The sequence below is a fragment of the Stenotrophomonas sp. FW305-3-2-15-E-LB1 genome, from assembly GCF_058787375.1.
In genome coordinates this window covers 1-23514 of the sequence record NZ_JBYSZR010000006.1, presented here as the reverse complement: position 1 = coordinate 23514, position 23514 = coordinate 1, and the positions used below count along the sequence as shown (strand labels likewise).

Genomic DNA, 23514 nt, shown 5'->3' with positions numbered 1-23514 from the left:
CCTCCGTCAGTGGGCCAGCGGGGCGTCGGCCAGCTCGCCCTTGTCCAGGTGCACCGTGTGGGTGGCGTACTCGGCGGCCTTCGGGTCATGGGTGACCATGATGATGGTCTTGCCGTGTTCGCGGTTGAGCTGCTGCAGCAGGCCCAGGATCTCCTCGGCCGACTGCCGGTCGAGGTCGCCGGTGGGTTCGTCGCAGATCAGGAAGGTCGGGTCGGAGACGATGGCGCGGGCGATCGCCACGCGCTGCTGCTGGCCGCCGGACAGTTCGTTGGGGCGGTGGTTGCGGCGGTCGGCCAGGCCGACCAGGGTCAGCGCGATCTCGGCATTGCGCCTGCGCTGGGCGGCGCTGAGGTGGGTCAGCAGCAGCGGCAGTTCCACGTTCTTCTGCGCGGTCAGCATCGGCATCAGGTTGTAGAACTGGAAGACGAAGCCGACGTGGTGGCTGCGCCAGGTGGACAGCTGGCCGCCGCTCATCTGGTCGATGCGCTCGCCTTCGATGCTGATCTCGCCGCCGCTGGGGTTGTCCAGGCCGCCGATGAGGTTGAGCAGGGTGGTCTTGCCCGACCCGGACGGGCCCATCAGCGCGACGAAGTCGCCGCTGGCGATGTCCAGGTCGATGCCGTGCAGCACCTTCACTTTTTCCGGGCCGCGTTGGTAGGTCTTGGTGATGTTGCGCAGTGAAACCAGGGTCGACATGGGTGGTTCTCCACGGAAGGCGGGAAACGGGGCACTGCGCCTGCGGTAGCCGCAGGCGTGCGTCGAACGGTGCTGCCGGCGGCGCCACGCGGGCGCCTGGCCGTTACTGCGCTTGTTTCTGTTGCACCTTGGCGCCATCGCGCAGGGTCTGCGGTGGGTTGACCACCACCGACTCACCCGCGCTCACGCCCTTGAGGATCTGGCGGTCCTTGCCCATCGCCTGGCCGGCCTGCACGGTGCGCTGCTGCACGCGGTCGGCATCGCCCAGCACGAAGGCCACGCTGGCACCTTCGCGCTCGACCACCGCCGTGGCCGGCACGCGCACGCCCTGCGGCCTGCTGGCGGCGGCCTGCGGCTGCGCCTGCTCCAGGAAGCTGACCCGCACGCCCATCTCCGGCACGATGCGCGGGTCCTTCACCTTCAGCGCGACGCGCACCTTCACCGTTGCCTTGCCACGGTCGGCGGTGGGAATGATGGCGATCACCTCGCCGGGGATCTTCCATTCCGGGTAGGCATTGAGCGTGGCTTCCACCGGCATCTTCGGCTGCACGCGGCCGATGAAGGCTTCGCCCACTTCCACTTCGATTTCCAGCGAATCCATGTCGACGATGGTGCCGATGCCGGTACGGGTGAAGCCGCCGCCGGCCGACAGCGGCGAGACGATCTCGCCCGGCTGCGCGGCCTTGGCGGTGACCACGCCGGAGAACGGCGCGCGCACGATGTTGTTGTCCACGCCGAGGTCGGCGATGGCGAGCTGGTCGCTGGCCACCTTGACGTTGCGCTGGGCGGTATCCAGCTGTGCACGCACGCTGTCACGCTGGGCCACGGCCTGGTCGTACTGCGAACGCGAGACCAGCTGCTGGCCCACCAGTGCCTGCAGGCGGCTGGCTTCGGCGGCGGCCTGGCGCTGCTGCGCCTGCAGGCCGGCCACCTGCGCACGCGCGGCCTGCACCTGCGACGCGGACAGGCTGCGCTGTGCATCGGCATCGATCGGGTCCAGCGTGGCCATGATCTGGCCGGCCTCCACCCGCATGCCTTCCTCGATCATCACCTCGCGCACCTTGCCGGTGATCTTGGCCGACACCGTGGCCATGCGCCGGGCCACCACGTAGCCACTGGCGTCGAGCACCGAACTGCTGGCACTGCCCTGCTGGATCGCCACCGCCGGTGCGGTCTCGACCTCAGGCGCCGGCTCGCGGCCGAACAGCAGGAAGGCGCCGCCGGCCAGCAGCAGCACGATGACGACCAGGGCGATCCACAGCCATCGGCGGCCGCCCGGGCCATCCCCGGAGGACGGCGGCGGGTTCTTGCGGTCGATGCGGAGTTCCTTCAACAGCTCGGCAGAAGCGTTCATTGCGTTCCATCACAGGCGTTCGGGCGGGTATGGCCGGAAGGGCGACAGCGGCGGTTCCGGTGGGCAAGCGTGCAGCACAGCATGCAGGTGGCACGGGGCGGGATGGCAGTGACAGCTGTCACCCGATGGAGCTGACGGCGGCCACTGCGAAACGTGACCGGCGCGGCACAGGATGGCAACGTCCCCGCTACCGGTACCGCACCGATGGATCCGACCGCAGCTCCCACTACGGCCCCGCTGGCCCGCCTGCACCAGGTGCAGGTGCATTACGCCGGCCATGCCGCACTGCAGGGTATCGACCTGCAGGTGCGTGCCGGCCAGGTCCTGGCCCTGCTGGGCCGCAACGGTGCTGGCAAGAGTACCGCGATCAGCGTGCTGCTGGGCCTGCGCCGCGCCGATGCCGGGCAGGTTGAACTGCTCGGTGGCGATCCGCAGCAGCGCGCCAGCCGCCTGGGGCTGGGCGTGATGCTGCAGAGCACCAGCCTGCCGCCGATGCTGCAGGTGGATGAACTGGTGGCACAGGCCAGCGCCTGCTATGCCGCGCCGATGCCGTTGGCGGAGGTGCTGCAGCGCACCGGACTGCAGGATCTGGCCCGCCGTCGCTATGGGCAGCTGTCCGGTGGCCAGCAGCGCACGGTGCAGTTCGCCATCGCGCTGTGCGGGCGCCCGCGCGTGCTGTTCCTGGATGAGCCCACCACCGGCCTGGACATCCAGGCGCGGCAGGTGATGTGGCAGGCGATCCGGCAGCTGGTGGCCGAAGGCTGCGGCGTGCTGCTGACCACCCATTACCTGGAGGAAGCCGAAGCACTGGCACAGCAGGTGGTGGTGCTGGAACAGGGCCGCGTGCTGGCCGATGCGCCGCTGGCCGAACTGCGCCTGGCCGACCGGCCGCGCCGCATCCGCTGCCGCAGCAGCCTGGCGGTGGAGGACGTGCAGCGCTGGCTGGGCGTGCAGCAGGTGCAGCGCGATGGCGCGCACCTGCACCTGTTGGCCAGCCCGGCCGAACCGGTGGTGGCCCGCCTGCTGGCCGCCGATGCGCAACTGCAGGAACTGGAAGTACAGGGCGCGGCGCTGGCCGACGCCTTCCACGACATGACCCGGGAGGCTGCATGAACACCGTGACCCGTTCCCTCGCTGCGCCGCGCCCGTCCATGCGTGCCGTCCTGCGCCCGTACATCGCCGAGCTGCAGGCCGAACTGCGCCGGGCCTGGCGCACGCCGGCCTTCGCCGTGCCCTCGCTGCTGTTCCCGGTGCTGTTCTACCTGTTGTTCGGCGTGCTGCTGGGGCGTGGCCATGCGCCGCTGTACCTGCTGGCCACCTACTGTGTGTTCGGCGCGATGGCACCGGCCCTGTTCGGCTTCGGCGTGCAGTTGGCGCTGGACCGCGAGGGTGGCCTGCTGACCCTGAAGCGCGCGCTGCCGATGCCGGCCGCAGCGCCCCTGCTGGCGCGGCTGGCGATGGCGGTGCTGTTTGCGCTGCTGGTGGCCGGGTTGCTGGTCACCGTGGCCTGCACCCTGGGCGGCGTGCATCTGCAGGCACCGCAGATCATGCAGCTGCTGGCGGTGGCGGCACTGGCAGCGCTGCCGCTGGGCGCCATCGGCCTGCTGATCGGCAGCCATGCCAGTGCCAGCGCGGCACCGGCGATGGTCAACCTGGTGTACCTGCCGCTGGCCCTGCTGTCGGGGCTGTGGCTGCCGCTGTCGGCGCTGCCGAAGCTGTTTTCCACGATGGCACCGCTGTGGCCGACCTGGCACCTGGCCCAGCTGGCACTGCCCGTGGTGGGGCAGCCGGCGGTGGGCAGCATCGCCGGGCATCTGCTGGTGCTGCTGGGCGTGACCGTGGCGGCGCTGCTGCTGGCGCGCCGTCGCCTGCGCCGGGTCGGCTGAACTGGCATGATCGGCAGCGAACGTTCCCGCCTGGATCCGCCCGTGCCTTCGAACCGGCTTGCGTCGCTGCTGCGCCCCGCGCCGGATTCGGCCGTGGCCGACCTGCTGCGGCGGGGCAAATCGCCGTGGAGCGGTGCGATCCACCTGCTCTGGTCGGTGTGGATCTTCCTCACCCCCGCGCTGGGCAACGGCTTCACCCTGCGCTGGCTGTTCCTCACCCTGGCCAGCTATCCGCTGTTCCTGCTGCTGTATGCGCGGGTGATGCTGGCGCCGCGCCACCACGGCCCGCGCTATGCGCTGGCGATGGTCGCGCTGTCGCTGGTGCTGCTGCCCTGGTATCCGTCCGGCCTGAGCTACTTCGTGTTCGGCTGCGTGATGATGCGCATGAGCGGGCGCAGTGGCTGGTGGATGTACCTGCTGCAGCTGACCGCGCTGAACATCGTGTTCTGCGCCGCCGCGCTGTACTTCGGCTACCCGTGGCAGGCGCTGGTGTGGATGCCGGCGGTGTCCTTCATCGTCGGCCTGGTGGTGAACGTGGAGGCGTTGAGCCAGCAGCGCGACGTGGCCCTGCAGCTGTCGCAGGAGGAGGTGCGGCGGCTGGCGACCACGGCCGAGCGCGAGCGCATCGGCCGCGACCTGCACGATCTGCTGGGCCACACGCTGTCGCTGATCACGCTGAAGCTGGAACTGGCGCGCAAGCTGTACGACCGCGATGACGCGCGTGCGCGGCAGGAGATCGGCGAGGCCGAGGCCATTGCCCGGGAAGCGCTGGCGCAGGTGCGCAGCGCGGTTACCGGCATCCGCGCCAGCGATCTGGCCGGCGAGCTGGCCTCGGCGCGGCTGCTGCTGGAATGCCAGCAGGTGCACCTGCACTACACGGTGCCGCCGCCGATGCCGATGGAGGTGGAGCGCGGCCTGGCGCTGGTGCTGCGCGAGGCGGCCACCAACATCGTGCGCCATGCGCAGGCGACCCAGGCACGGGTGGAGTTCATGCAGGAAGGACGGCAGCTGGTGATGCAGATACGCGATGACGGACGGGGCGGCCTGCAGGCCGAGGGCAACGGCATGTGCGGCATGCGCGAGCGCGTGGCCGCGCTGGGCGGCCAGTTGCAGGTGCAGTCGGGCAAGGGCGAGGGCACGCTGCTGACCCTGCGCGTGCCGCTGGTGGCGGCGACCACGTCGGTCCCGCCGGCGTCGCTGGCACAGGGCGGTGCGGCATGATCCGCATCCTGCTGGCCGAGGACCAGGCCATGGTGCGCGGCGCGCTGTCGGCGCTGCTGGGCCTGGAACCGGACATCGAGGTGCTGGGCAGCGCTGCCGATGGCGAGGCGGCCTGGCGCATGCTGCAGCAGCTGCAGCCGGACATCCTGGTGACCGACATCGAGATGCCCGGCCTGACCGGCCTGGAGCTGGCCCAGCGCATTGCCCGCCACGAACTGCCGATCAAGGTGGTCATCGTCACCACCTTCGCCCGCGCCGGTTTCCTGCGCCGCGCGCTGGAAGCGGGGGTGCTGGGCTACCTGTTGAAGGACGCCCCGGCGGAGAACCTGGCCGACGCGCTGCGCAAGGTACAGCAGGGTATCCGCGCGATCGACCCGCAGCTGGCGATGGACGCATGGTCGCAGGCCGACCCGCTGACCGACCGCGAGCGGCGCGTGCTGCGCCTGGCCGGCGAAGGCCGCACGGCCAGCGAGATTGCCGAGCAGCTGGGCTTGTCGCACGGCACGGTTCGCAATTACCTGTCCGAATGCATCGGCAAGCTGGGCGTGGCCAACCGTATCGAGGCGTACCGGCTGGCGCGGCAGAAGGGCTGGCTGTAGGCGCGCGATGCGCCGGTAGCGCCGGGCCATGCCCGGCGAGCGAAGCGGCCGCCCTTGACCTGCACCTGCACGTGCGACGAAACGATCCGCCGGGCGTGGCCCGGCGCTACCAGTTCGCGGCCCTGTTCAATCCTTTCCGCGCGCCATCGCCTGGAACACGCCATCGCGGCGCACCCACAGGTGGAACAGCGCCGCGCCCACGTGCATCAGCACCGTGGCGAACAACACATACGCCAGCAGGCTGTGCGCGTTGCGCAGGGCCGCATACAGCGCCGGGGTGTGCGGCACGATCGGCGGCAGGTGCACGCCGCCCCACAGGGTGATCGGGTAGCCGCCGGCCGACAGCATCGCCCAGCCGATCAGCGGCATCGCCAGCATCAGCCCGTACAGCATCCAGTGCGAAGCCTTGGCCGCCAGCGCCTGCCACACCGGCAGGTCCGCCGGCAGCGGCGGCGGGCGGTGGCGCAGGCGGTTGTACAGGCGCAGCAGCACCAGCACGAGGATGGCGATGCCCAGTGGGCGGTGCAGGTCGATCAGCATCGGCCGCAGGTGCAGCGATGCAACCATGGTGACGCCGACGAACAGCATGGCCAGGATCATCACCGCCATGGTCCAGTGCAGGATGCGCGCGAGCAGGTTGAAGTGGCCGTTGCCGGTACTCATCGTGCGGCCTCCTTCTTCGGTTGTTCGACGTTGCCGGCGGCGCGTTCGCGTTCGCGGCGGTTGAAGGACTGCGAGTACACGGCCGAGCGCGCGGCCAGGATCGGGTCGTCACTGCCGCGCACGCCGCTGGGCAGGATCAACGGGTCGAAGTTGATCTGGCCGCAGGCGCCTTCCTCCTGCGATTGCATGCGGTCCAGGCTGAGCACGCCGGCCACCACCTGGTCGCGCGTGTCCGGCCACGGCGTGGACGGATCGTCGATGGCATCGCCGGGCGCGGCGGTGCTGACCACCAGGTTCCACTGCACCGGGCCCTTGGCCAGGCGCTGCTGCAGTTCCTGGCTGAGGAAATCGACGCTGGCCTGCTTGCGCGTGTCCGCATCCATCTCCACCACCGGCGCCAGCGGCTGCCAGCGCCAGCGCACCGCGCGCTTCTGTCCCTGCGCGTTGGTGAACCAGAAACTGTTGACGCTGTTGTAGGTGGTGTCGGCCCAGCTGCTGGTCCACGGCGCAGTCTTCGCCCATTGCTGGAAGGCCTGCGCACTGGGGTATTTGGCCAGCACGGCCGCCATCTTCTGCGGGTCGGGCTTGCCGGTGGCCGGGTCGGGGATGGACGCGCGGGTCTGCTCGTAGAACGCCTCGGCATCGGGCACCGCGAAGAACGGGAAGCTGTTCATCGCCATCCGCCATTCCTGGCCGTCATCGCTGACCATCTGCACGGCCATGCTGCGCACGCGGGCAGTGTTGTCGGCGCCGTACGGGTCGCCGCCACCGATCGACAGGCGGCCCATCACCGGCACGCGGGCCTGGGAGAACACCCGCGCGCTGGACAGGGTGGGCGCCTGCGCGCTGGGTTCGAACCAGCCGCTTACGCAGATGCCCTTGCTGTGCGCGCGGCGGAAGCCGGGGTGGGCCGGGCCGGTGGCTTCGATGGTGTCGGTGAAGCGCTGCGCGGTGAGGCGGTTGCCGATCCAGCCGGCCAGCCAGGCGAACGCCAGCGCGACGCCGCCCAGGATCAAGGCGATCAGGGCGATCCAGGGCAACGGGGAATGGGCGCGCGGTGCGCCGGGCGTCTGGCCGGCGCGGGTGTAGCGGAAGAGCGACATGGTCGGGTTCCTGCCTTCACGGATCGTGTGGGTGGTCGACCCGCACATCCTCGCAGAACCCGGCCGGGGCCGAAATTCAATTTTTCGTCAGATTTGCCAGCCCCCGGCCCCGGCAGCGGTAGAGTCGACCGTTGGTCGACTGCTCTCCGACCGGCCCTGGAAAATCCCGCGCTGCGCGCGATAGTCGACTGACAGTCGACTCTACCGTGGAGCGCGTGCCGCCGCCCCGCCGCCTCACCGGCCAGGCCGGTGGGGCAGGGGAGCGCGCAGGCTCAGGCGTACCGCGCCTTCAGCATCGCCCAGGCCGAACGCAGGGCCAGGGCCTCGCCACCGGCCGGACGGCCCGGGCGTTCGCCGTCGTTCCAGGCGTACACGTCCAGGTGCGCCCAGCGCTGGTCGTTCTCCAGGAAACGTTCCAGGTACAGCGCGGCGGTCACCGAGCCGGCCATGCGCGAGCCGGCATTGGCCAGGTCGGCCACACCGCTGCTCAGGTAACGCAGGTACGGGCGCCACAGCGGCATGCGCCACACCGGGTCGCGGGTTTCATCGCCAGCCTGCAGCCACTGCTGGGCCACCGTGTCGTCATTGCTGAACAGCGCCGGCAGGTCCGGGCCCAGGGCAATGCGCGCGGCACCGGTGAGGGTGGCGAAATCCAGCACCAGGTCGGGCTTCTGCTCGCCGGCGAAGGTCAGCGCGTCGCACAGGACCAGGCGGCCTTCGGCGTCGGTGTTGTCGATCTCGATGCTCAGGCCCTTGCGCGTGGCGATGATCTCGCCCGGACGGAAGGCATCGGGGCCGATTGCATTTTCCACCGCCGAAATCAGCAGGGTCAGGCGCACCGGCAGCTTCTGGGCCATCACCAGCCCGGCCAGGGCCAGTGCGTGGGCGGCGCCGCCCATGTCCTTCTTCATGTTGCGCATGCCATCGGCCGGCTTGATGTCCAGGCCGCCGGTGTCGAAGCAGACGCCCTTGCCGACCAGCGCCAGCGCCAGGTCGCTGTCCTTGCCCCAGCGCAGCACGATCAGGCGCGGCGCACGGTGCGAGGCACGGCCCACCGCATGGATGGCCGGGAAGTTCTGCTTCAGCAGTTCATCGCCGGTGATCGCTTCGACCTGCGCGCCATGGGTGTCGGCCAGCGCACGCGCGGCGTCTTCCAGCTGCTGCGGGCCCATGTCTTCGGTCGGGGTGTTGACCCAGTCGCGCACGCGCAGGCTGGCGGCGATCAGGTCGGCCACTTCCGCCGACGGGCTGGCCAGTAGCTGCGCCGGTGCACGGTTGCGCTTGCGGTAACGGTCGAAGCGGTAGCTGCCCAGGCCCCAGCCCAGCTGCAGCAGCGCCTGTTCGGCGGCCGGCAGCTCGGTGGCCAGCTGCCACACGCTGCCTTCGGGCAGGGCGTGCGGGGCATGCGCATAGGCATAGGCATCGGCGCGGTCGCCCACCCCGATCACCGCACCGGCCAGGCCGTTCTCGCCGGGCAGCAGGGCCACACTGTGGGCGCTGGCGGTGAAGCCCTGTGCGTCCAGCCATGCCTGCTGGGCGGCGGGCTGCGCGGCCTTCCAGCTGGCGTACTGCTCGCGGTCCAGCACGTGCAGCGGCAGTGCGGCGGTGGCGGTGGCGGTGAAGCCGGTGATCTCGCTCATGCGTCAGTTACTCCGGTGTTCGTCGGCGGCATCAAGGTTGGCGTCCAACCAGTCGGCCAGGCCGGTAAGGGTGTCGAACTGCAGGTCCGGCTGCAGCTGCGGGTGGGTCCAGGTGGCGGCGTCGCGGTTGATCCAGCAACCGCGCAGGCCAGCGGTGATCGCCCCGGCCACGTCCATCTCGACATGGTCGCCCACGTGCAGCACCTGCGCCGGGGCCACGCCCAGGCGCTCGCAGGCGGCATGGAAGATGCTGGCCTCCGGCTTGGCCGCGCCGTGTTCGCGCGCGCCCAGCTGGAAGGCGAAAAGATGCGACAGGCCGATCCGCTCCAGGTCGGCGTTGCCGTTGCTCAGCGCTGCCACCGGCACCCGCGCGGCGATGCGCGCCAGCGCCTCCAGCGCGTCGGGGTAGTACTCGACCTGGTTGCGCGCGGCATAGAACACTTCGTAGGCCGGCTCCAGCAGGTCCAGGCTGGCGCCGCTGTTCTGCAGCGCCTCCTGGATCGTCAGCCGGCGCAGTGCGCTCAGGTCGAAGTGCAGGTGCGGGTTGTCGCGGAAGGAGCGCTCGCGCAGTTCGCGCATCGCCGCCACCGGGTACATGGCAGCGGTGGCGGGGCTGTGCTCGCACATCCATTCGTGCAGGACCACGTCGATGCGGGCGCCGATCGGCGCGAACGGCCACAGCGTGTCGTCGAGGTCGAGGGTGATGGCTTGGACTGGAAATTTCACCCGGCCATTCTACGCCTGCCCGCCGGGGCTTTCATTCCAGCAGCCGCGCCCAGCCCTGCATGCCTTCCAGGCGCGCCAGCACCAGCTTGATGCAGACCAGCAGCGGCACCGACAGCAGCAGGCCGACCATGCCCCACGCCCAGCCGAACACCATCAGGGCCAGGATCAGCACCAGCGGTGACAGCTTCATCTGCCGGCCCAGCACGATCGGGGTCACCAGCTGCCCTTCCAGCGTATGCAGGCCCAGGTAGGCGGCGGCCGGCAGCAGGGCCTGCAGCGGGTCGCGGAACTCGACGAAGCCCATCAGCAGCATCATCGCCACGCCGATCAGTGGGCCCACGTATGGCGCGAAGTTCAGCAGCGCGGCTACCGTGCCCCACAGCAGCGCCTCCTGCAGGCCGATGCCCAGCAGCATCAGCACGCCGGCAAATACCAGGCCCACCAGCGTGTTGATGACGCTGATGGTGAGCACGTAGCGCGAGACCTCGCGTTCGATCGAGCGCAGGATGTCCGTGGTGAACCGTTGTTGCTGGCGGTTGGGGAACAGCGCGATGGCCGCGCGTTGCAGGCTTTCGCCATAGATCATGAAGAACAGGGTGAGCAGCACCACCGCCAGCACTGATGCGGCCAGCTTGGGGGCCCGGGTCAGCATGCGGTAGGGGTCGTCCAGCTGGGTGCGGATGACCTGGATCCTGCGGTTGCTCTCGCCACCGGCCACGCGCGCGAAGTTCTCCGCCGCCAGGTTGGCCTGCTGCACCGGCTTGGTCAGGTCCTGCACCTGGCGGGCGACCTTGCGCAGCTGCTGCGGTGCTTCCTGGGCCCAGTCCATCGCCGGGCCGATCAGCTGCACGCCCAGCGAGGCGGTCACGCCCAGGCCGGTGCCGAGGATCAGCAGCGCACCGATCGCGCGGGGGATCCACAGCCGGCGCAGGAAACGCAGGATCGGGTTGCCCACCAGCGCAAAGAACATGGCCAGCAGCACCGGCAGGATGATGTCCTGCGCGGCCCACAGGGTGAAGGCCACGGCGAGGGTGGCCAGCACCACCAGCGACATCGGCCCGCGTGGGCGCGATGGCGGCGGCAGGGGCGCCGCGTTGTCCGGTCGGGGTGCCGCAGGGGACAGCAGGGACTCGCTCATCGACGCACCAACCGGGAAGGGAGGCCCATTATCAGCCCGCCGCGATCAACGCGGCGGGTGTGTCGAGTCAACGCTCGGAGACGTCGGTGGCCGCTTCGGCCGGCTGTGGTTCGCGCAGTTCCGGTTCGGGCGTGGCAGCCGCGCGCGGGGCAGGGCGGGCTGCGGCCTGCGGGGCCATCTGCTCGGCCGCCTCATCGGCCTGGTCGGCGGCTTCATCAGCCGTATCGGCCGCGTGCGCGGCCATCGCGGCGGCAAACGCCGCTTGGCCACTGGCAAACAGGTTCGATACCGAGCCGATCATCTGCAGCCAGCGTGCACCGTTCACCTTGCCCGGTACTTCCAGCTTGCCGGCCAGGAAACCGCCGGCCAGGCCGACGGTGATGATGCGCAGCGGCGACCAGCCCTGCCGCCAGACCTGGCTGAGCACGGTCCAGTTGTCTTCGGTTTCGGCCATGCGCACGGCCATCACCTGTTCGCAGCGCTTCACCCGCCGCTGCAGCGCGCCGAACTTCATGGCTTGCCCTCCGGTATCTGCACCTCGGCATCGGGGTCATCTTCGCTGGGCTCGTCGAACAGGCCCAACTTCGACAACTGGCGCCGCGTGGCATGCATGCCGGTGTGGTGGAAGAAGTAGGACACCCGCCAGATCGCATAGCCGGTCACGGCCAGGCTCAGCAGCGAGGTGATCAGCAGGGCCTGCAGCCAGCTCAAGCCCCAGCTCTGCAGCAGGGCGATGAGGGTGGCGGCCATCAACAGCCAGGCCGAGGCCCCGAAGACGATGCCCACCCCGGCCCAGGCCAGGGCGCGGCCGAATGCGCTGCGGGCCAGGGCGAAGTCGGCCGAAGCCAACCGCCGCAGCGAGCGCAGCGAATTCCTGGCCGAATCGGCGGCGGCCTTACCTGCCGCGCCGACCTGGCGGATGCTCTCGTCCAGCGGCGGGGTCGCCGCCGGATCGGGTGCTTGCGTGGTCTCTTCGCTCACGCCGCAGCTTACTTGTCGCTGCTGCTGGCCAGCTTGGCGATCAGCCAGCCAGCGGCGAAGGCCACGCCGAACGATGCCAGCGGACGCTCGCGGATCAGCTCGGCGGCGCTGTCGACCAGGTCCTTGCCCTTGTCCATCAGTGCGTCGACCTGTTCCTTGGCAGCGGCACCGCCGAATTCGGCAGCGGCCAGGCCGGACAGCGCGCTGTCGGACAGTTCGGCCTTGACGTTGGCCTTGCCGATGCGCAGTTCGTCACCGGCGGCGCCGGTTGCACCCTTGATCGCACCGCCGGCAGCGGTGGCGGCCTGCTTCAGGTGGGAACCGGCTTCACCCAGGTGTTCCTTCAGGTTCTCGGTATTGGTGGGGCTCATCGAATCACTCCTGTTGCGATGGGGGGACGAACGAAGGGTTCGGCCGATAGGGCGTACAGCAATAGCATCGGCCGGGTATAGGGGGTGTTACGGCGGGGCGATCAGCGCATCACCAGCTGGCCCTGCTGCTGGCCATTGTTGCGCAGGATGCGCAGCACCAGGTTGGCCGGGCGCTGCTGGAAGTTGGCACGCCAGCTGGCCAGGTCGGCAAATTCGCCCACCGTGGCCTCGGCGATGATGTCGCCCTGCTGCAGGCCGTTGCTGGCCGCGCGGCTGCCGCGCTTGACCTCGCTGACCAGCACGCCGCCCACGCCGGACTGGCGCAGCGACTCGGGCAGGTCGGTGAAAGTGGCGCCGGTCAGGCGCGGGTCCAGGCTTTCGCCGGTGACCGAGCGTGCCTGTTCCTTCAGCGTGGCCTTGACCTGCACCGCCTTGCCTTCGCGGCGCACGTCCAGCGCCAGCACGCTGCCGACGGCGGCCAGGCCTTCGACGTTGTGCAGCGCTTCGGCGCTGTCCACGCGCTGGCCATTGGCCGACACCACCACGTCGCCCGGCTTCAGCCCGGCTGCAGCGGCGGCCGAACCGGCCAGTACGCGGGTGATCAGCGCGCCACGCGTTTCACCCAGGCCCAGGCCCTGGGCGATCTGCGCGCTCAGGTTCTGTGCTTCCACGCCCAAGGTGCCGCGCACCACCACGCCGTGCTTGACCAGCTGGTCGACCACGCTGCGCGCCAGGTTGGACGGGATGGCCAGGCCCAGGCCGATGTTGCCGGCCATGCTGCCCTGCGGGTTGAAGCTGGCCGTGTTGATGCCGACCAGCTGGCCCTGCAGGTTGACCAGCGCGCCACCGGAATTGCCCGGGTTGATCGACGCATCGGTCTGGATGAAGTTCTGGTAGCCCAGGCCGCGGATGCCGGTGCGGCCCACCGCCGAGACGATGCCCGAGGTCACCGTCTGGCTGAAACCGAACGGGTTGCCGATGGCCACCACGAAGTCGCCCACCCGCAGCTGGTCGCTGTTGCCCAGCTTGATGTCGGTGAGGTTCTGCGCCGGGATGCGGATCAGGGCGATGTCGGTGTCGCGGTCCGAACCGAGGAATTCGGCCTTCACCGTGCGCCCGTCGGCCAGGGTCACCTGCACGTCGTCGGCGTTGTCGATGACGTGGTGGTTGGTCAGCACCAGGCCCTCGCTGGCATCGATGATGACGCCCGAACCGAGCGATTCGTTGATGCGTTCCTGCGGCACGTCCGGAAACAGGCGGCGGAAGAACGGGTCGTTGAAGAACGGATTGCGCACCCGCACCACCTGCTTGGTGTTGACGCTGACCACCGCCGGCATCGCCTTTTCCAGCATCGGCGCCAGCGACGGTACCGCCTGCCCGGCAACTGCGGCCGGCAACGCGGCACTGGTCGGCAGCGCGGCGGGAAGCGGCGCGGCATCGGCGCGGTTGTCCAGGTGGGCGTTGATGCCGGTGGCGACGAAGCCGCCGAAGGCAGCCGCGATTGCGAGCGTGAGCAGGGTGGGAAGCGGTCGCATGGGAGTCGGTTCGCTGGCGGTGGAGTGGGGCCGTAGGGCTATACGGTAGAACAAGCTGAATGAGTGTGTCGCGATCCGGATAAATGGCCCATGAAAAAAGCCTGGCTCGCGACGCGCGCGGCGACCGTGCAGGCGTGCCTCTGCAGCATGCCTGCACGCGCCGAACCTTGCGCAGTTCGGCGCATCCTGGCGTTGCCATGGCGCTTGCCGCGCATCTCTTGCACGGGCCATGCAGCGCCATGGGCGGGATGCCCATGCACACGCGGGCATCATCGCGTAGCACTTAAATAAAGGGGTTTTCTGAATGAAGGTCGGCCTGGCACTGGCTGTCGCTTACACCAGGGCCGTCGCATCCGATGCGATTGGATATGTGCGCCCCGTTCCACGATGGACAATGTCGGTATAGCATCGCCCCGTTTTGACAATCCAGGCCCCCAGGAGGGCAACATGAGCAACGGTAATGGTGTGTCGGTCGTGACCGACGCCGTCGAGAACGTTAAAGAAACCGCCGCCAACGTTGGCGAGACCATCGCCCACGCCGCCGAAGACGCCGTGAAGTCGGTCAAGAAGACCGTCAAGCGCGCCACCAAGGCTGCCGGTACCCGCGTTGCCAAGGCCAGGAAGGCTGTGGTCAAGGTCGAGAAGACCGTTGCCAAGAAGGCCGAGAAGGCTGCCAAGTCGGTCGGCAAGACCGTCGCCAAGGCGAAGCAGAAGCTGGAAACGGCCAAGAAGAACGCCAAGGCCGAAGCCGCTGCCCTGAAGAAGGAAGTGGCCAAGAAGAAGGCGGCTGCCGGCAAGACCGTGACCAAGAAGGCCGCTGCGGCCAAGAAGACCACCAAGGCCGCCACCAAGGCTGCCGGCAAGAAGGTCGCCACCGTGAAGAAGGCCGCCACCAAGAAGGCTGCCGTCGCCAAGAAGACCGTTGCCAAGAAGACCGCGGCCGCTAAGAAGGTTGTCGGCAAGAAGGCTGTGGCTGCGAAGAAGGTTGTCGGCAAGAAGGTCGCCGCCAGCAAGAAGGTCGCCACCAAGAAGACCGCCGCTGCCAAGAAGGTCGTCGGCAAGAAGGTCGCCGCCACCAGGAAGGTCGCCACCAAGAAGACCGCTGCTGCCAAGAAGGTTGTCGGCAAGAAGGTCGCCGTCGCCAAGAAGGCCGTCGCCAAGAAGGCTGCGCCGCTGAAGAAGGTTGCCGCCAAGAAGGCTCCGGCCAAGAAGGTCGTCGCCAGGAAGGCCGCTGCCAAGAAGGCTCCGGCCAAGGCCGTGCGCAAGGTCGCCAAGCGCAAGTAATCGCGCGGTGACAGAAGGCCCTTCCGCCCCCCCGGGCGGGAGGGCCTTTCGCATTCCAGGGGCAGGCTTTGCGGCAAGATGCGGGTTCTTCCCGCTGGAGCCCCGGGCATGCGCGGTATCGATTTCAGTTCCTGGCAGGGCGTACTGTCCACCCTGGCCGGCCTGGTCCTGATCACCCTGCTGGGCGTGGGTATCCGCCTGCTGGTGATGCAGACCCTGCAGCAGCGCCGCGAGCGCGAGAACCGGCAGATCAACGAACGCCTGCGCACGCTGATGGCGGCCTACAAGACCCTGGGCGGTTCCTTCACCGGTGAACTGGGCGTGGATCCCACCCATCGCCGTGACCTGCGCCAGCGCGAGGAAGCCGAAGGCATCGCCGAGCCACGCTCGGACCGCGCCCGGCGCATCCGCGATGCGGTCGAAGCTGCCCTGTCCGACATCCTGCTGCTGGGCACCGACGAACAGGTGCGCCTGGCTGCGCGTGCCGCCGAGGAACTGGCACAGGGCCGGCCGGTGCACACCCACGAACTGGTGATATCGCTGCGCGACTTCGTGCGCGAGGCACTCGATCTGGCGCCCATCCCGGGCGATCTGCGCATTCCCCTGCAGGGGCCCACCCGGCCCGGTGGCAGTGGCGGTGGCAGCGGCAAGGGGCGCAACGACGGCGATGCCAAGGGCGGCCGCGGCGGTGGTGGTGGCGGCATGGGTGGCGGCATGGGTGGCATGGGCCTGGGTGCCGGCGCCGCGCTGGGCGCCGGCCATGCCGCCGGAAGTGATGACACGGACGCGCGCTGAGCACGCGCGCCCGGCCATCGGTGCTCAGGCGGTCAGTTCGTAGATCGGGATGAAGCCACCGTAGATCATCCGCGCACCGTCGAAGGGCATCGGGTTCTTCGCCGGATCCAGCCGCGGGTCTTCCATCATCTTCTGCATGCCGGCATCGCGGGTGGCCTTGTCCGGCCACTCGATCCAGGAGAACACCACCGTTTCCTCCGGCGTGGCCTTCACCGCACCGAAGAAGTCGGTGGTCTTGCCGTGTGGCACATCATCGCCCCAGCACTCGACCACGCGCAGCGCGCCGTACTCGATGAACACCACGTCGCCGCTGCGCGCGTGGGCGAGGAATTTTTCCTTGTTGGCGGTGGGCACCGCCAGGACGAAACCATCGATGTAACTCATCGCTTGCCTCCGAGGTGGGCCGTGCCACATGCACGGCCTTCAATGACCCGACGAACCGGCGTGGGGGAAATCGACAACGGTGCTGGCAACACGCGGCAATCACGCCAGAGCTGCGTTCGCGACCGCGCGCGTATGCCTGAAAGTGCCTGAATCAAGGCAAAAAATTCAGCAATGCGAAGGTCGCTGTTTTCAGGGAGCGTTGTGGCGAATAACGGAGAATTTACATTCCCGATGCGATGGCGCCCTGGCGCTGCTGCACAACATAAGAAAGTAAAGGTGTACCCCCATGAAGAATTCGCTGATTGCCCTGGCGCTGGCCGCTGCCCTGCCGTTCACTGCCTCGGCCGCCGAGAACCTGTCCTACAACTACGCTGAAGCCGACTACGCCAAGACCGACGTCGACGGCATCAAGGCCGACGGTTGGGGCGTGAAGGGTTCCTATGGCTTCCTGCCGAACTTCCATGCCTTCGGTGAATACAGCCGCCAGGAAATCGACCACACCAACCTGAAGGTTGACCAGTGGAAGATCGGTGCCGGCTACAACGTTGAAATCGCCCCGTCGAGCGACTTCGTTGCCCGCGTCGCCTACCAGAAGTTCGACCCGAAGCACGGCCTGGACTTCAACGGCTACAGCGCTGAAGCCGGTATCCGCACCGCCTTCGGCCCGCACGCCGAAGTCTACGGCCTGGTGGGTTACGAAGATTATTCGAAGAAGCACGGTGTCAATCCGGAAGGCCAGTGGTACGGCCGCCTGGGTGGCCAGGTCAAGCTGAACCAGAACTGGGGCCTGAACGGCGAGCTGAAGATGAACCGCCACGGCGACAAGGAATACACCGTCGGCCCGCGCTTCAGCTGGTAATCGCACCACGGCGCGCCTGCGCGCTGGATGTGCATCGACAGGCCCGGCATTGCCGGGCCTGTTGCGTTTGCACCGCTTGCAACGGCATGCGACCGTTTGTCGCGGATTCTGTTGCATTGCAAGAAATTGGATTCCGCTGCTGGCGGCGCGCACCTACGGTGGGGGTCCTGTGCAACAGGACCCGACGCAATGCCACCTGCGCTACCTCCCTTGCTTCCCGATCAGCCGCGTCGCCTGGCGCTGCTGGATCCGCATCCGGTGCTGCGGCTGGGGGTGGAAGTATTGTTGAGCCAGCACAGCGGCGTGCAGGTCTGCGCGAGCTATTCCGACCCGGCACTGCTTCTGGCACGGCTGCAGCGTGACCCGCAGTCCGTGGACCTGCTGGTGGTGGATGCGTTCGCGCTGGGCGATCGTGGCGATGGCCTGGCCCTGCTGCGCGAGCTGGCCCAGCACTGCCCCCACCTGCCCGTGCTGGTGCTGTCCGCCGACTGCAATGCCAGCACGGTGGCCAGCGCCATGAAGGCCGGTGCGCGTGGCTTCATCTCCAAGGCTACCTCGCCGGACGTGCTGCTGCGCGCGTTGGATACGCTCTCGCGGGGCGGCCGCTTCGTGCCGCCGGAGCTGCGCACGCAGCTCAACCGATCGCGCACGCGGCGTGCGCCTGCGCTGGCGCTCACGCCCCTCAGCCGGCGCGAACGCGAAGTGCTGCGGCTGGTGCTGCAGGGCTGCAGCACCGGCGAAGTGGCACGGCGCTTCCAGCGCTCGGCCAGCACCATCAGCACGCAGAAGAAGACGGCCTACCAGAAGCTGGGCATCCGCAGCGATGGCGAGCTGTTCCGCATCCGCCACCTGCTGGACTCCTGTTGAAGCGCGGGCTTACTCGCCCTGGTACTGCTTCTCTTCCACCAGCGCCGAGCCGGCGACGCGGTTGATCTCGTTCTTCACCGCGATGCGTTCGCCATTGGTGCCGTAGACGCCGCGGGCCAGCTGGATGAACGCATCATCGAACACCTGCGCTGCTTCCTTGTCGCGCAGCTGGTCCTGGATGTCCCACATGCGTTCGTTGATGGCCTTGAGCTGGGTGCGCAGCGCGCCCAGCGCCGGCTGCGCCTGCAGCTGCTGCTGCAGCAACGGCAGCAGGCCGTCCAGTTCGGTGCGCACGTTGGCCAGCTTGGCGGCATCGTCGATGCGCTCGGCCTTGATCTCGAGAATGGTGATCTTGTCGATCAGCTCGCCGATCGATACCGGGGTCAGGATGGCGTCCACGCGGTTGGTTCCTGGAAACAGGCGGCCATGATACCCCGCCTGTTGCCGGCGCCCGGTCGCTTTACGGTGAATTTGCGCGTTGGGCGTGGCTGCGCCATCGATCCGTTACGGCGCTGCCGCCGACACTGCCGTCCCGGCGGCGCGACCGCCTTCGACGAGGAACACCACGCAGTGGACAGCAAGGGGATGAGCGCGGCCGTGGCCGCACTGGTGGCCGGCCTGCTCGGGATCGGCAGCGCGCAGGCGCAGCAGGTGCAGGCCAGCGGCAACATGGCCGTGACCAGCGATTACGTGTGGCGCGGCAGCTCGCAGACCGGCGGCGACCCGGCGGTGCAGGCCGGGGCGAAGCTCGCTCTGCGTTCAGGCCTGTATGCCAGCGTGTGGGGATCGAACGTGTCGTTCACCCCGGACATCGGTGCGCGCAGTGAATTCGACGTGGTGGCCGGCTGGTCCGGCGCGGTGGCGCAGGACTGGAACCTCGATGCCAACCTCACCCGCTATCTCTACCCGGGCACCGGCCGTGCACTGGACTGGACCGAGCTGGGCGCCACGCTCAGCTGGAAGCAGCGGGCCTGGTTGCAGCTGGCCCATTCCAGCGATGCGCTGGCCGGTGGCCATCGCGGCACCTATGCACAGCTGGGCGGCCGCCTGCCGTTGAACGAACGCTTCCGCCTGGAAGCGGCCGTCGGCCACTACTGGCTGGCCGACGCACAGGGCCCGGACTACCTGCATGGCCAGCTCAGCGCCATCGCCACCCTGGCACCGGCGTGGGAACTGCGGGCCACCGTGCATGACACCGACAATGCCGCGCGCCGGCTGTTCCCCGGCAATGCCGGCGGGCGCTGGGAGCTGGCCCTGCAGGGCAGCTTCTAGCGGGCGATGGCCGCCTGGCGCGCACGCCACGCGCCGGGCAGCCACAGCAGCAGGGCCAGCACGGCCACCGCGGCACCGGCCACGCATACACCGGCCCAGCCGAAGTGCTGGTAGACCTGCGCCGACAGCAGCGAACCCAGCGAGCCACCGATGAAATAGCCGGTCATGTAGCCGGCGTTGAGGCGGTTGCGTGCTTCCGGCTGCAGCGCATAGATCAGGTTCTGGTTGCTGACGTGCAGCAGCTGCGCGGCCAGGTCCAGCACCACCACGCCCACCAGCAGCGCCAGCAGCGAGTGCGCCGACAGGCCCAGCGGCAGCCACGACAGCAGCAGCATCAGCAGCGCGATGGCGGTGGCGCGGCCGGTCTGGCCGCGGTCGGACATGCGCCCGGCCAGCCCCGCTGCCAGCGTGCCGGCGGCACCGACCAGGCCGAACAGGCCGATGGTGGCGTCGCTGTATTCGTAGGGCGGCTGTGCCAGCAGGAAGGCCAGCGGCGTCCAGAAGATGGCGAACATGGCGAAGCTGCAGGCACCGAGCAGGGTGCGCTGGCGCAGTACCGGTTCCTGCACGAACAGGGTGCCGATCGAACGCAGCAGGGCGAAGTAGCCCAGGCCGGCGCTGTGGTGGAAGCGCGGCAGCCCGCGCTGCAGGGCCAGTGCGGTCAGCACCAGCACGGCGGCGGCGATGGCATAGACCAGGCGCCAGTCGCCCAGGCTGGACAGCAGGCCGGCCACGGTACGCGCCAGCAGGATGCCCAGCAGCAGACCGCTCATCAGCGTGCCGACCACCCTGCCGCGATGCTCCGGCGCGGCCAGGGTGGCGGCGAACGGTACCAGCACCTGCGCCACCACCGAGAACAGGCCGGTGATGGCCGTACCCACCAGCAGCCAGGCCAGCGACGGCGCGCAGGCACTGATGACCAGCCCGGTGGCCGAGAGCAGGCTCATCACCACGATCAGCCGCCGCCGCTCGAACAGGTCGCCCAGCGGCACCAGTAGGATCAGGCCGGCGGCGTAACTCAGCTGGGCGGCCGTCACCACCATCCCGATCTGGCCGAACGGCACGCCGAAGGCATCGGCAATGGTGTGCAGCAGCGGCTGCGCGTAGTAGTTGCTGGCGACCGCCACGCCGGTGGCCACCGACATCAGCAGCACCTGCCAGCGGTGCAGGGGAGGGAGGGACGGGCTCACGGGGCATTCCAGAACGTGGGGAGCACAGTGTCCCCCTGCTGCATTGATGATGGAAATGAATCATCATCATCCTTGGCATCTGGAAACCAGATGATGATGCGGGGTGGCACGCCGTGAACCTCAAGCAGCTTGAATTCGCCGTGGCCCTGGCCGAGGAGGGCAACTTCACCCGTGCCGCCGCGCGCTGCCACGTGGTGCAGTCGGCGCTGAGCCACCAGATCGCGCATCTGGAAGCAGAACTGGGGACGCCGCTGTTCGAGCGCCTGCCGCGCCAGGTGCGGGTCACCCCGGCCGGCGAGGCCCTGCTGGTGCATGCGCGGCAGGTGCAGGCCAGCCTGCGCCACCTGCGCGCCGATGTCGCCGCCGTGACCGGCACGGTACGCGGCACGCTGGCGATCGGGCAGATTTCCTCGCTCACCGAAATCGACGTGGTGGCCATCCTCGCCACCTTCCGCGAGGCCTACCCGCAGGTGGAATTCCAGCTGCGCGTGGACAAGAGCGAAACCCTGATCGCGCAGGTGCAGGCGCGTGAACTGGACGTGGCCCTGGTCGGGCTGGCGCCCTCGGCCAGCCTGGAGGGCGTGTGCCACCAGATGCTGCAGGAGGAGGATCTGGTGGCGGTGGTGGCGCCGACGCACCGGCTGGCCGGGCAGGCGCGGCTGCCGCTGGCCCGGCTGCAGGACGAGGCGTTGGTGGATTTCGCGCGCGGGACCGGCGCGCGCCGGCAGACCGACGATGCGTTCGCCGCGGCCGGGCTGCCGCACCCGGTGCGTTTCGAGGTCAACCAGATGGAGTTGATCGAGCGCTTCGTCCGCCATGGGCTGGCGGTGGGCATCGTGCCGGTGCTGATCGCCCAGGGCTTTGAAGGGGTGGTGCAGGTACCGCTGCAGCCCACCCCGACGCGGCGCGTGCACCTGGCCTGGCAACGCCTGCCCACGCCGGCGGCGCGGGCCTTCGTCGATGCCGTGCTCAGCCGCGCACGCGCAGGCTCAGGCCCTTGAGGAAGTTGCGCAGCATCTGGTCCAGGCAACGCCGGTAGTTGGTATGGCCGGGCTGGCGGAACAGCGCGCCGAGCTCGGATTTGGACACCTTGAAGCCGACGCTGGCGAAGATCTCCATCAGGTCCACGTCGCGCAGCTGGAAGGCCACGCGCAGCTTCTTCAGCACCAGGTTGTTGTCGATGCGGGTTTCCACCGCGCGCAGCGGCTGGCTCTCGTCGCGGCCCCGCAGGTGCACGATCAGGCCATCCAGGAAGTGCGCCAGCGCGCCATCGTTCATGGCTTCGAAGCCGGCCTCGTCGTCGCGCCGCAGCCAGGCCTTCACCTGCTCGGTATCGACCACGAAGGCCGGGTCGGCCATCTGGCACAGGGTCACCACGTGGTGGTCGCCCAGGTCCAGCGCGTAGCGCACGCTGCGCAGTACATCGTTGTTGATCATGGCCCATTGTACCGGCCTGGCGCGTGTCACCGGACTGTCATCCCGTCGTAGCAAAGTGTGCGCACTTCCGCTGAGACTTCGCCGATGCGCCGGTTCCTCCTGTCCGCCCTGCTGGTCGCCAGCAGCTTCGCCGCCACCGCCCAGGACCGCTTCGTGCCGGTCGAACAGCGCCTCACCGCGGCCCAGCTGGCCGAAGTGGGGCTGAGCCCGGCCCAGCTGCAGGCGCTGAACCGGGTGATGCGCGAGGCGGAAACCGCAGCGCCGGCTCCCGCAGCCCTGGCCGCCCGACCGGCGGCGCCCCTGCCGGCAAACGTTCCGGCCCCGGCCGCCATGCACCTGGGCCTGGAAGAAGGCCCGGTCACGGCGCGGGTGGTGGGCGATGTCGCCGGCTGGGAACCCGGCACCGTCTTCACCCTCGACAATGGCCAGCAGTGGCAGGTGATGAAGGGCCAGATGAAGCTGCGAAAGACCCTGCAGGCACCGCAGATCGAAGTGATCCCGGGCATCGCCGGGCGCTGGTTCCTGCAGGTGGACGAAGACCTGCCCAAGGCGCGCGTGTTCCGCCTGCGCTGATCCCGGGCTGGGCACCCCGGCCTGATCCGGCAACGCAGGCATCGGTCGACGGTGCCAGAATGGGGGTCTGGTTCCCCACGGAGTTGTCTGCATGACCCGCACCGTCCTGATTACCGGCGCCACCTCCGGCTTCGGCGCCGCCGCCGTCCATCGCTTCGCCCAGGCTGGGTGGAAGGTGATCGCCACCGGCCGCCGTGGCGAACGCCTGCAGCCGCTGGTCGATCGCTATGGCAAGGACGTGGTGCACGCTGCCGTGTTCGATGTGCGTGACCCGGTGGCGATGGAAGCCGCCCTGCTGGCACTGCCGCCGGCCTTCGGCGAGATCGATCTGCTGGTGAACAACGCCGGCCTGGCCCAGGGCACGGCGCCGGCGCAGAACGCCAAGCTGTCGGACTGGACCACCATGATCGACACCAACATCACCGCCCTGGTGACCCTGACCCACCGCCTGCTGCCGCTGCTGGTCGAGCGCAAGGGCGCGATCATCAACATTTCCTCGGTGGCCGGCGTGTACCCGTACCCGGGCGGCAACGCCTACGGCGGCACCAAGGCCTTCGTCAGCCAGTTCTCGCTCGGGCTGCGCTCGGACCTGCACGGCACCGGCGTGCGCGTGACCACGATCGAGCCGGGCATGGCCGAGACCGAATTCACCGTGGTCCGCACCCATGGCGACCAGGCCGCCTCGGACAAGCTCTACACCGGCGCCAACCCGATGACCGCCGAGGACATCGCTGAGCAGATCTTCTGGGTGGCCACGCTGCCGCCGCACCTGAACATCAATCGCCTCGAACTGATGCCGGTCAGCCAGTCGTTTGCCGGCTTCCAGGTCGCCCGCGAAGGCTGACCGGCGTCGCATCGCTTCTTGTAGAGCCGAGATCCTATGTTCGTGGTCAAGCCTGCTGGAAGCAGGCTTGACCCACTTTCAACATGGCTGGGTCGA

Annotated in this window: 27 protein-coding genes; 12 read left to right on the top strand and 15 right to left on the bottom strand. The window is 68.9% G+C overall.

Annotated elements, in window-relative coordinates; all coding sequences use genetic code 11:
* Nucleotides 1-6: 6 nt before the first annotated feature.
* Both AC3WL7_RS06275 and AC3WL7_RS06270 read right to left on the bottom strand, forming a co-directional pair.
* Nucleotides 7-696, bottom strand: coding sequence for an ABC transporter ATP-binding protein (locus AC3WL7_RS06275; protein ID WP_200732813.1), 690 nt, complete (start codon nucleotides 694-696; stop codon nucleotides 7-9).
* A gap of 103 nt (nucleotides 697-799) precedes the next feature.
* Nucleotides 800-2050 carry an efflux RND transporter periplasmic adaptor subunit gene (locus AC3WL7_RS06270; RefSeq protein ID WP_492749683.1) on the bottom strand — a complete coding sequence of 417 codons (1251 nt, stop codon included), beginning with the start codon at nucleotides 2048-2050 and terminating at the stop codon, nucleotides 800-802.
* Between the two features lie 204 nt (nucleotides 2051-2254).
* Between AC3WL7_RS06270 and AC3WL7_RS06265 the strand changes: the two genes are divergently transcribed.
* Genes AC3WL7_RS06265 through AC3WL7_RS06250 form a run of 4 tightly spaced genes read left to right on the top strand, consistent with a single transcriptional unit; the run spans nucleotide 2255 to nucleotide 5756 of the window.
* Nucleotides 2255-3163: an ABC transporter ATP-binding protein gene (locus tag AC3WL7_RS06265; RefSeq protein ID WP_492749682.1), complete on the top strand. Its 909-nt coding sequence runs from the start codon at nucleotides 2255-2257 to the stop codon at nucleotides 3161-3163.
* Nucleotides 3160-3936 (top strand): ABC transporter permease, encoded by a 777-nt coding sequence (locus AC3WL7_RS06260; protein ID WP_492749681.1) that lies wholly within the window; start codon nucleotides 3160-3162, stop codon nucleotides 3934-3936. The genes AC3WL7_RS06265 and AC3WL7_RS06260 overlap by 4 nt, the downstream gene beginning before the upstream one ends.
* A 6-nt stretch (nucleotides 3937-3942) precedes the next feature.
* A complete protein-coding gene (locus AC3WL7_RS06255) occupies nucleotides 3943-5157 on the top strand; it encodes a sensor histidine kinase (RefSeq protein WP_492749680.1) in 1215 nt (404 codons plus the stop codon).
* The gene (locus AC3WL7_RS06250; protein ID WP_079224937.1) at nucleotides 5154-5756 is read left to right on the top strand and encodes a response regulator transcription factor; all 603 of its coding nucleotides are present in this window, start codon (nucleotides 5154-5156) and stop codon (nucleotides 5754-5756) included. Before AC3WL7_RS06255 ends, AC3WL7_RS06250 begins: the two co-directional genes overlap by 4 nt.
* 126 nt (nucleotides 5757-5882) lie before the next feature.
* Here AC3WL7_RS06250 and AC3WL7_RS06245 read toward each other — a convergent pair whose 3' ends face one another.
* From AC3WL7_RS06245 to AC3WL7_RS06205, 9 genes are all read right to left on the bottom strand, one after another.
* Nucleotides 5883-6419 (bottom strand): cytochrome b, encoded by a 537-nt coding sequence (locus AC3WL7_RS06245; protein WP_079224938.1) that lies wholly within the window; start codon nucleotides 6417-6419, stop codon nucleotides 5883-5885.
* On the bottom strand, nucleotides 6416-7522 hold the full coding sequence (locus AC3WL7_RS06240) for a catalase family peroxidase (RefSeq protein ID WP_313419785.1): 1107 nt from the start codon (nucleotides 7520-7522) through the stop codon (nucleotides 6416-6418). The genes AC3WL7_RS06245 and AC3WL7_RS06240 overlap by 4 nt, the downstream gene beginning before the upstream one ends.
* Nucleotides 7523-7794: 272 nt before the next feature.
* Nucleotides 7795-9162 (bottom strand): leucyl aminopeptidase family protein, encoded by a 1368-nt coding sequence (locus tag AC3WL7_RS06235; protein ID WP_492749679.1) that lies wholly within the window; start codon nucleotides 9160-9162, stop codon nucleotides 7795-7797.
* 3 nt (nucleotides 9163-9165) lie between these two features.
* Complete coding sequence (locus tag AC3WL7_RS06230) at nucleotides 9166-9888, bottom strand: HAD family hydrolase (RefSeq protein ID WP_492749678.1); 723 nt, start codon at nucleotides 9886-9888, stop codon at nucleotides 9166-9168.
* A gap of 31 nt (nucleotides 9889-9919) precedes the next feature.
* A complete protein-coding gene (locus AC3WL7_RS06225) occupies nucleotides 9920-11026 on the bottom strand; it encodes an AI-2E family transporter (protein ID WP_295519198.1) in 1107 nt (368 codons plus the stop codon).
* A 67-nt stretch (nucleotides 11027-11093) separates the two neighbouring features.
* On the bottom strand, nucleotides 11094-11540 hold the full coding sequence (locus AC3WL7_RS06220) for a protein sip-5 (RefSeq protein WP_079224948.1): 447 nt from the start codon (nucleotides 11538-11540) through the stop codon (nucleotides 11094-11096).
* Nucleotides 11537-12007 carry a phage holin family protein gene (locus tag AC3WL7_RS06215; RefSeq protein ID WP_200732804.1) on the bottom strand — a complete coding sequence of 157 codons (471 nt, stop codon included), beginning with the start codon at nucleotides 12005-12007 and terminating at the stop codon, nucleotides 11537-11539. The genes AC3WL7_RS06220 and AC3WL7_RS06215 overlap by 4 nt, the downstream gene beginning before the upstream one ends.
* Before the next feature lie 8 nt (nucleotides 12008-12015).
* Complete coding sequence (locus tag AC3WL7_RS06210; protein WP_079224951.1) at nucleotides 12016-12378, bottom strand: hypothetical protein; 363 nt, start codon at nucleotides 12376-12378, stop codon at nucleotides 12016-12018.
* A 101-nt stretch (nucleotides 12379-12479) separates the two neighbouring features.
* Nucleotides 12480-13913, bottom strand: a complete 1434-nt coding sequence (locus tag AC3WL7_RS06205) for a Do family serine endopeptidase (RefSeq protein WP_079224953.1) — start codon at nucleotides 13911-13913, stop codon at nucleotides 12480-12482.
* 447 nt (nucleotides 13914-14360) lie between these two features.
* Between AC3WL7_RS06205 and AC3WL7_RS06200 the strand changes: the two genes are divergently transcribed.
* Both AC3WL7_RS06200 and AC3WL7_RS06195 read left to right on the top strand, forming a co-directional pair.
* Nucleotides 14361-15197, top strand: coding sequence for a histone (locus AC3WL7_RS06200; protein WP_492749677.1), 837 nt, complete (start codon nucleotides 14361-14363; stop codon nucleotides 15195-15197).
* A 108-nt stretch (nucleotides 15198-15305) separates the two neighbouring features.
* Entirely contained in the window at nucleotides 15306-15992 is a 687-nt protein-coding gene (locus AC3WL7_RS06195; RefSeq protein WP_492749676.1) for a hypothetical protein, read from the top strand.
* Between the two features lie 24 nt (nucleotides 15993-16016).
* Here the strand turns inward: AC3WL7_RS06195 and AC3WL7_RS06190 are convergent, their stop codons facing one another.
* Nucleotides 16017-16376: a DUF1428 domain-containing protein gene (locus AC3WL7_RS06190; protein ID WP_079224958.1), complete on the bottom strand. Its 360-nt coding sequence runs from the start codon at nucleotides 16374-16376 to the stop codon at nucleotides 16017-16019.
* A gap of 286 nt (nucleotides 16377-16662) precedes the next feature.
* Between AC3WL7_RS06190 and AC3WL7_RS06185 the strand changes: the two genes are divergently transcribed.
* Nucleotides 16663-17235: an OmpO family porin gene (locus AC3WL7_RS06185; RefSeq protein ID WP_079224960.1), complete on the top strand. Its 573-nt coding sequence runs from the start codon at nucleotides 16663-16665 to the stop codon at nucleotides 17233-17235.
* Nucleotides 17236-17424: 189 nt separating this feature from the next.
* Nucleotides 17425-18102 (top strand): response regulator, encoded by a 678-nt coding sequence (locus tag AC3WL7_RS06180; RefSeq protein ID WP_492749675.1) that lies wholly within the window; start codon nucleotides 17425-17427, stop codon nucleotides 18100-18102.
* A 9-nt stretch (nucleotides 18103-18111) separates the two neighbouring features.
* Here AC3WL7_RS06180 and AC3WL7_RS06175 read toward each other — a convergent pair whose 3' ends face one another.
* Nucleotides 18112-18501 (bottom strand): DUF6165 family protein, encoded by a 390-nt coding sequence (locus AC3WL7_RS06175; protein WP_312738043.1) that lies wholly within the window; start codon nucleotides 18499-18501, stop codon nucleotides 18112-18114.
* Between the two features lie 171 nt (nucleotides 18502-18672).
* Between AC3WL7_RS06175 and AC3WL7_RS06170 the strand changes: the two genes are divergently transcribed.
* Complete coding sequence (locus tag AC3WL7_RS06170; protein ID WP_492749674.1) at nucleotides 18673-19374, top strand: TorF family putative porin; 702 nt, start codon at nucleotides 18673-18675, stop codon at nucleotides 19372-19374.
* Here the strand turns inward: AC3WL7_RS06170 and AC3WL7_RS06165 are convergent.
* Nucleotides 19371-20519: an MFS transporter gene (locus tag AC3WL7_RS06165; protein WP_343125652.1), complete on the bottom strand. Its 1149-nt coding sequence runs from the start codon at nucleotides 20517-20519 to the stop codon at nucleotides 19371-19373. The two genes, AC3WL7_RS06170 and AC3WL7_RS06165, sit on opposite strands and share 4 nt — an antisense overlap.
* 158 nt (nucleotides 20520-20677) lie before the next feature.
* On the opposite strand from AC3WL7_RS06165, the gene AC3WL7_RS06160 reads away from it, so the two are divergent.
* Nucleotides 20678-21565: a LysR family transcriptional regulator gene (locus AC3WL7_RS06160; RefSeq protein ID WP_492749673.1), complete on the top strand. Its 888-nt coding sequence runs from the start codon at nucleotides 20678-20680 to the stop codon at nucleotides 21563-21565.
* Here the strand turns inward: AC3WL7_RS06160 and AC3WL7_RS06155 are convergent.
* Nucleotides 21534-22001 carry a YehS family protein gene (locus AC3WL7_RS06155; RefSeq protein WP_079224971.1) on the bottom strand — a complete coding sequence of 156 codons (468 nt, stop codon included), beginning with the start codon at nucleotides 21999-22001 and terminating at the stop codon, nucleotides 21534-21536. The two genes, AC3WL7_RS06160 and AC3WL7_RS06155, sit on opposite strands and share 32 nt — an antisense overlap.
* An 84-nt stretch (nucleotides 22002-22085) precedes the next feature.
* On the opposite strand from AC3WL7_RS06155, the gene AC3WL7_RS06150 reads away from it, so the two are divergent.
* Nucleotides 22086-22574 carry a hypothetical protein gene (locus AC3WL7_RS06150; protein ID WP_295517672.1) on the top strand — a complete coding sequence of 163 codons (489 nt, stop codon included), beginning with the start codon at nucleotides 22086-22088 and terminating at the stop codon, nucleotides 22572-22574.
* A gap of 91 nt (nucleotides 22575-22665) precedes the next feature.
* Nucleotides 22666-23418: an SDR family NAD(P)-dependent oxidoreductase gene (locus tag AC3WL7_RS06145; protein ID WP_295517671.1), complete on the top strand. Its 753-nt coding sequence runs from the start codon at nucleotides 22666-22668 to the stop codon at nucleotides 23416-23418.
* Nucleotides 23419-23514 lie beyond the last annotated feature (96 nt).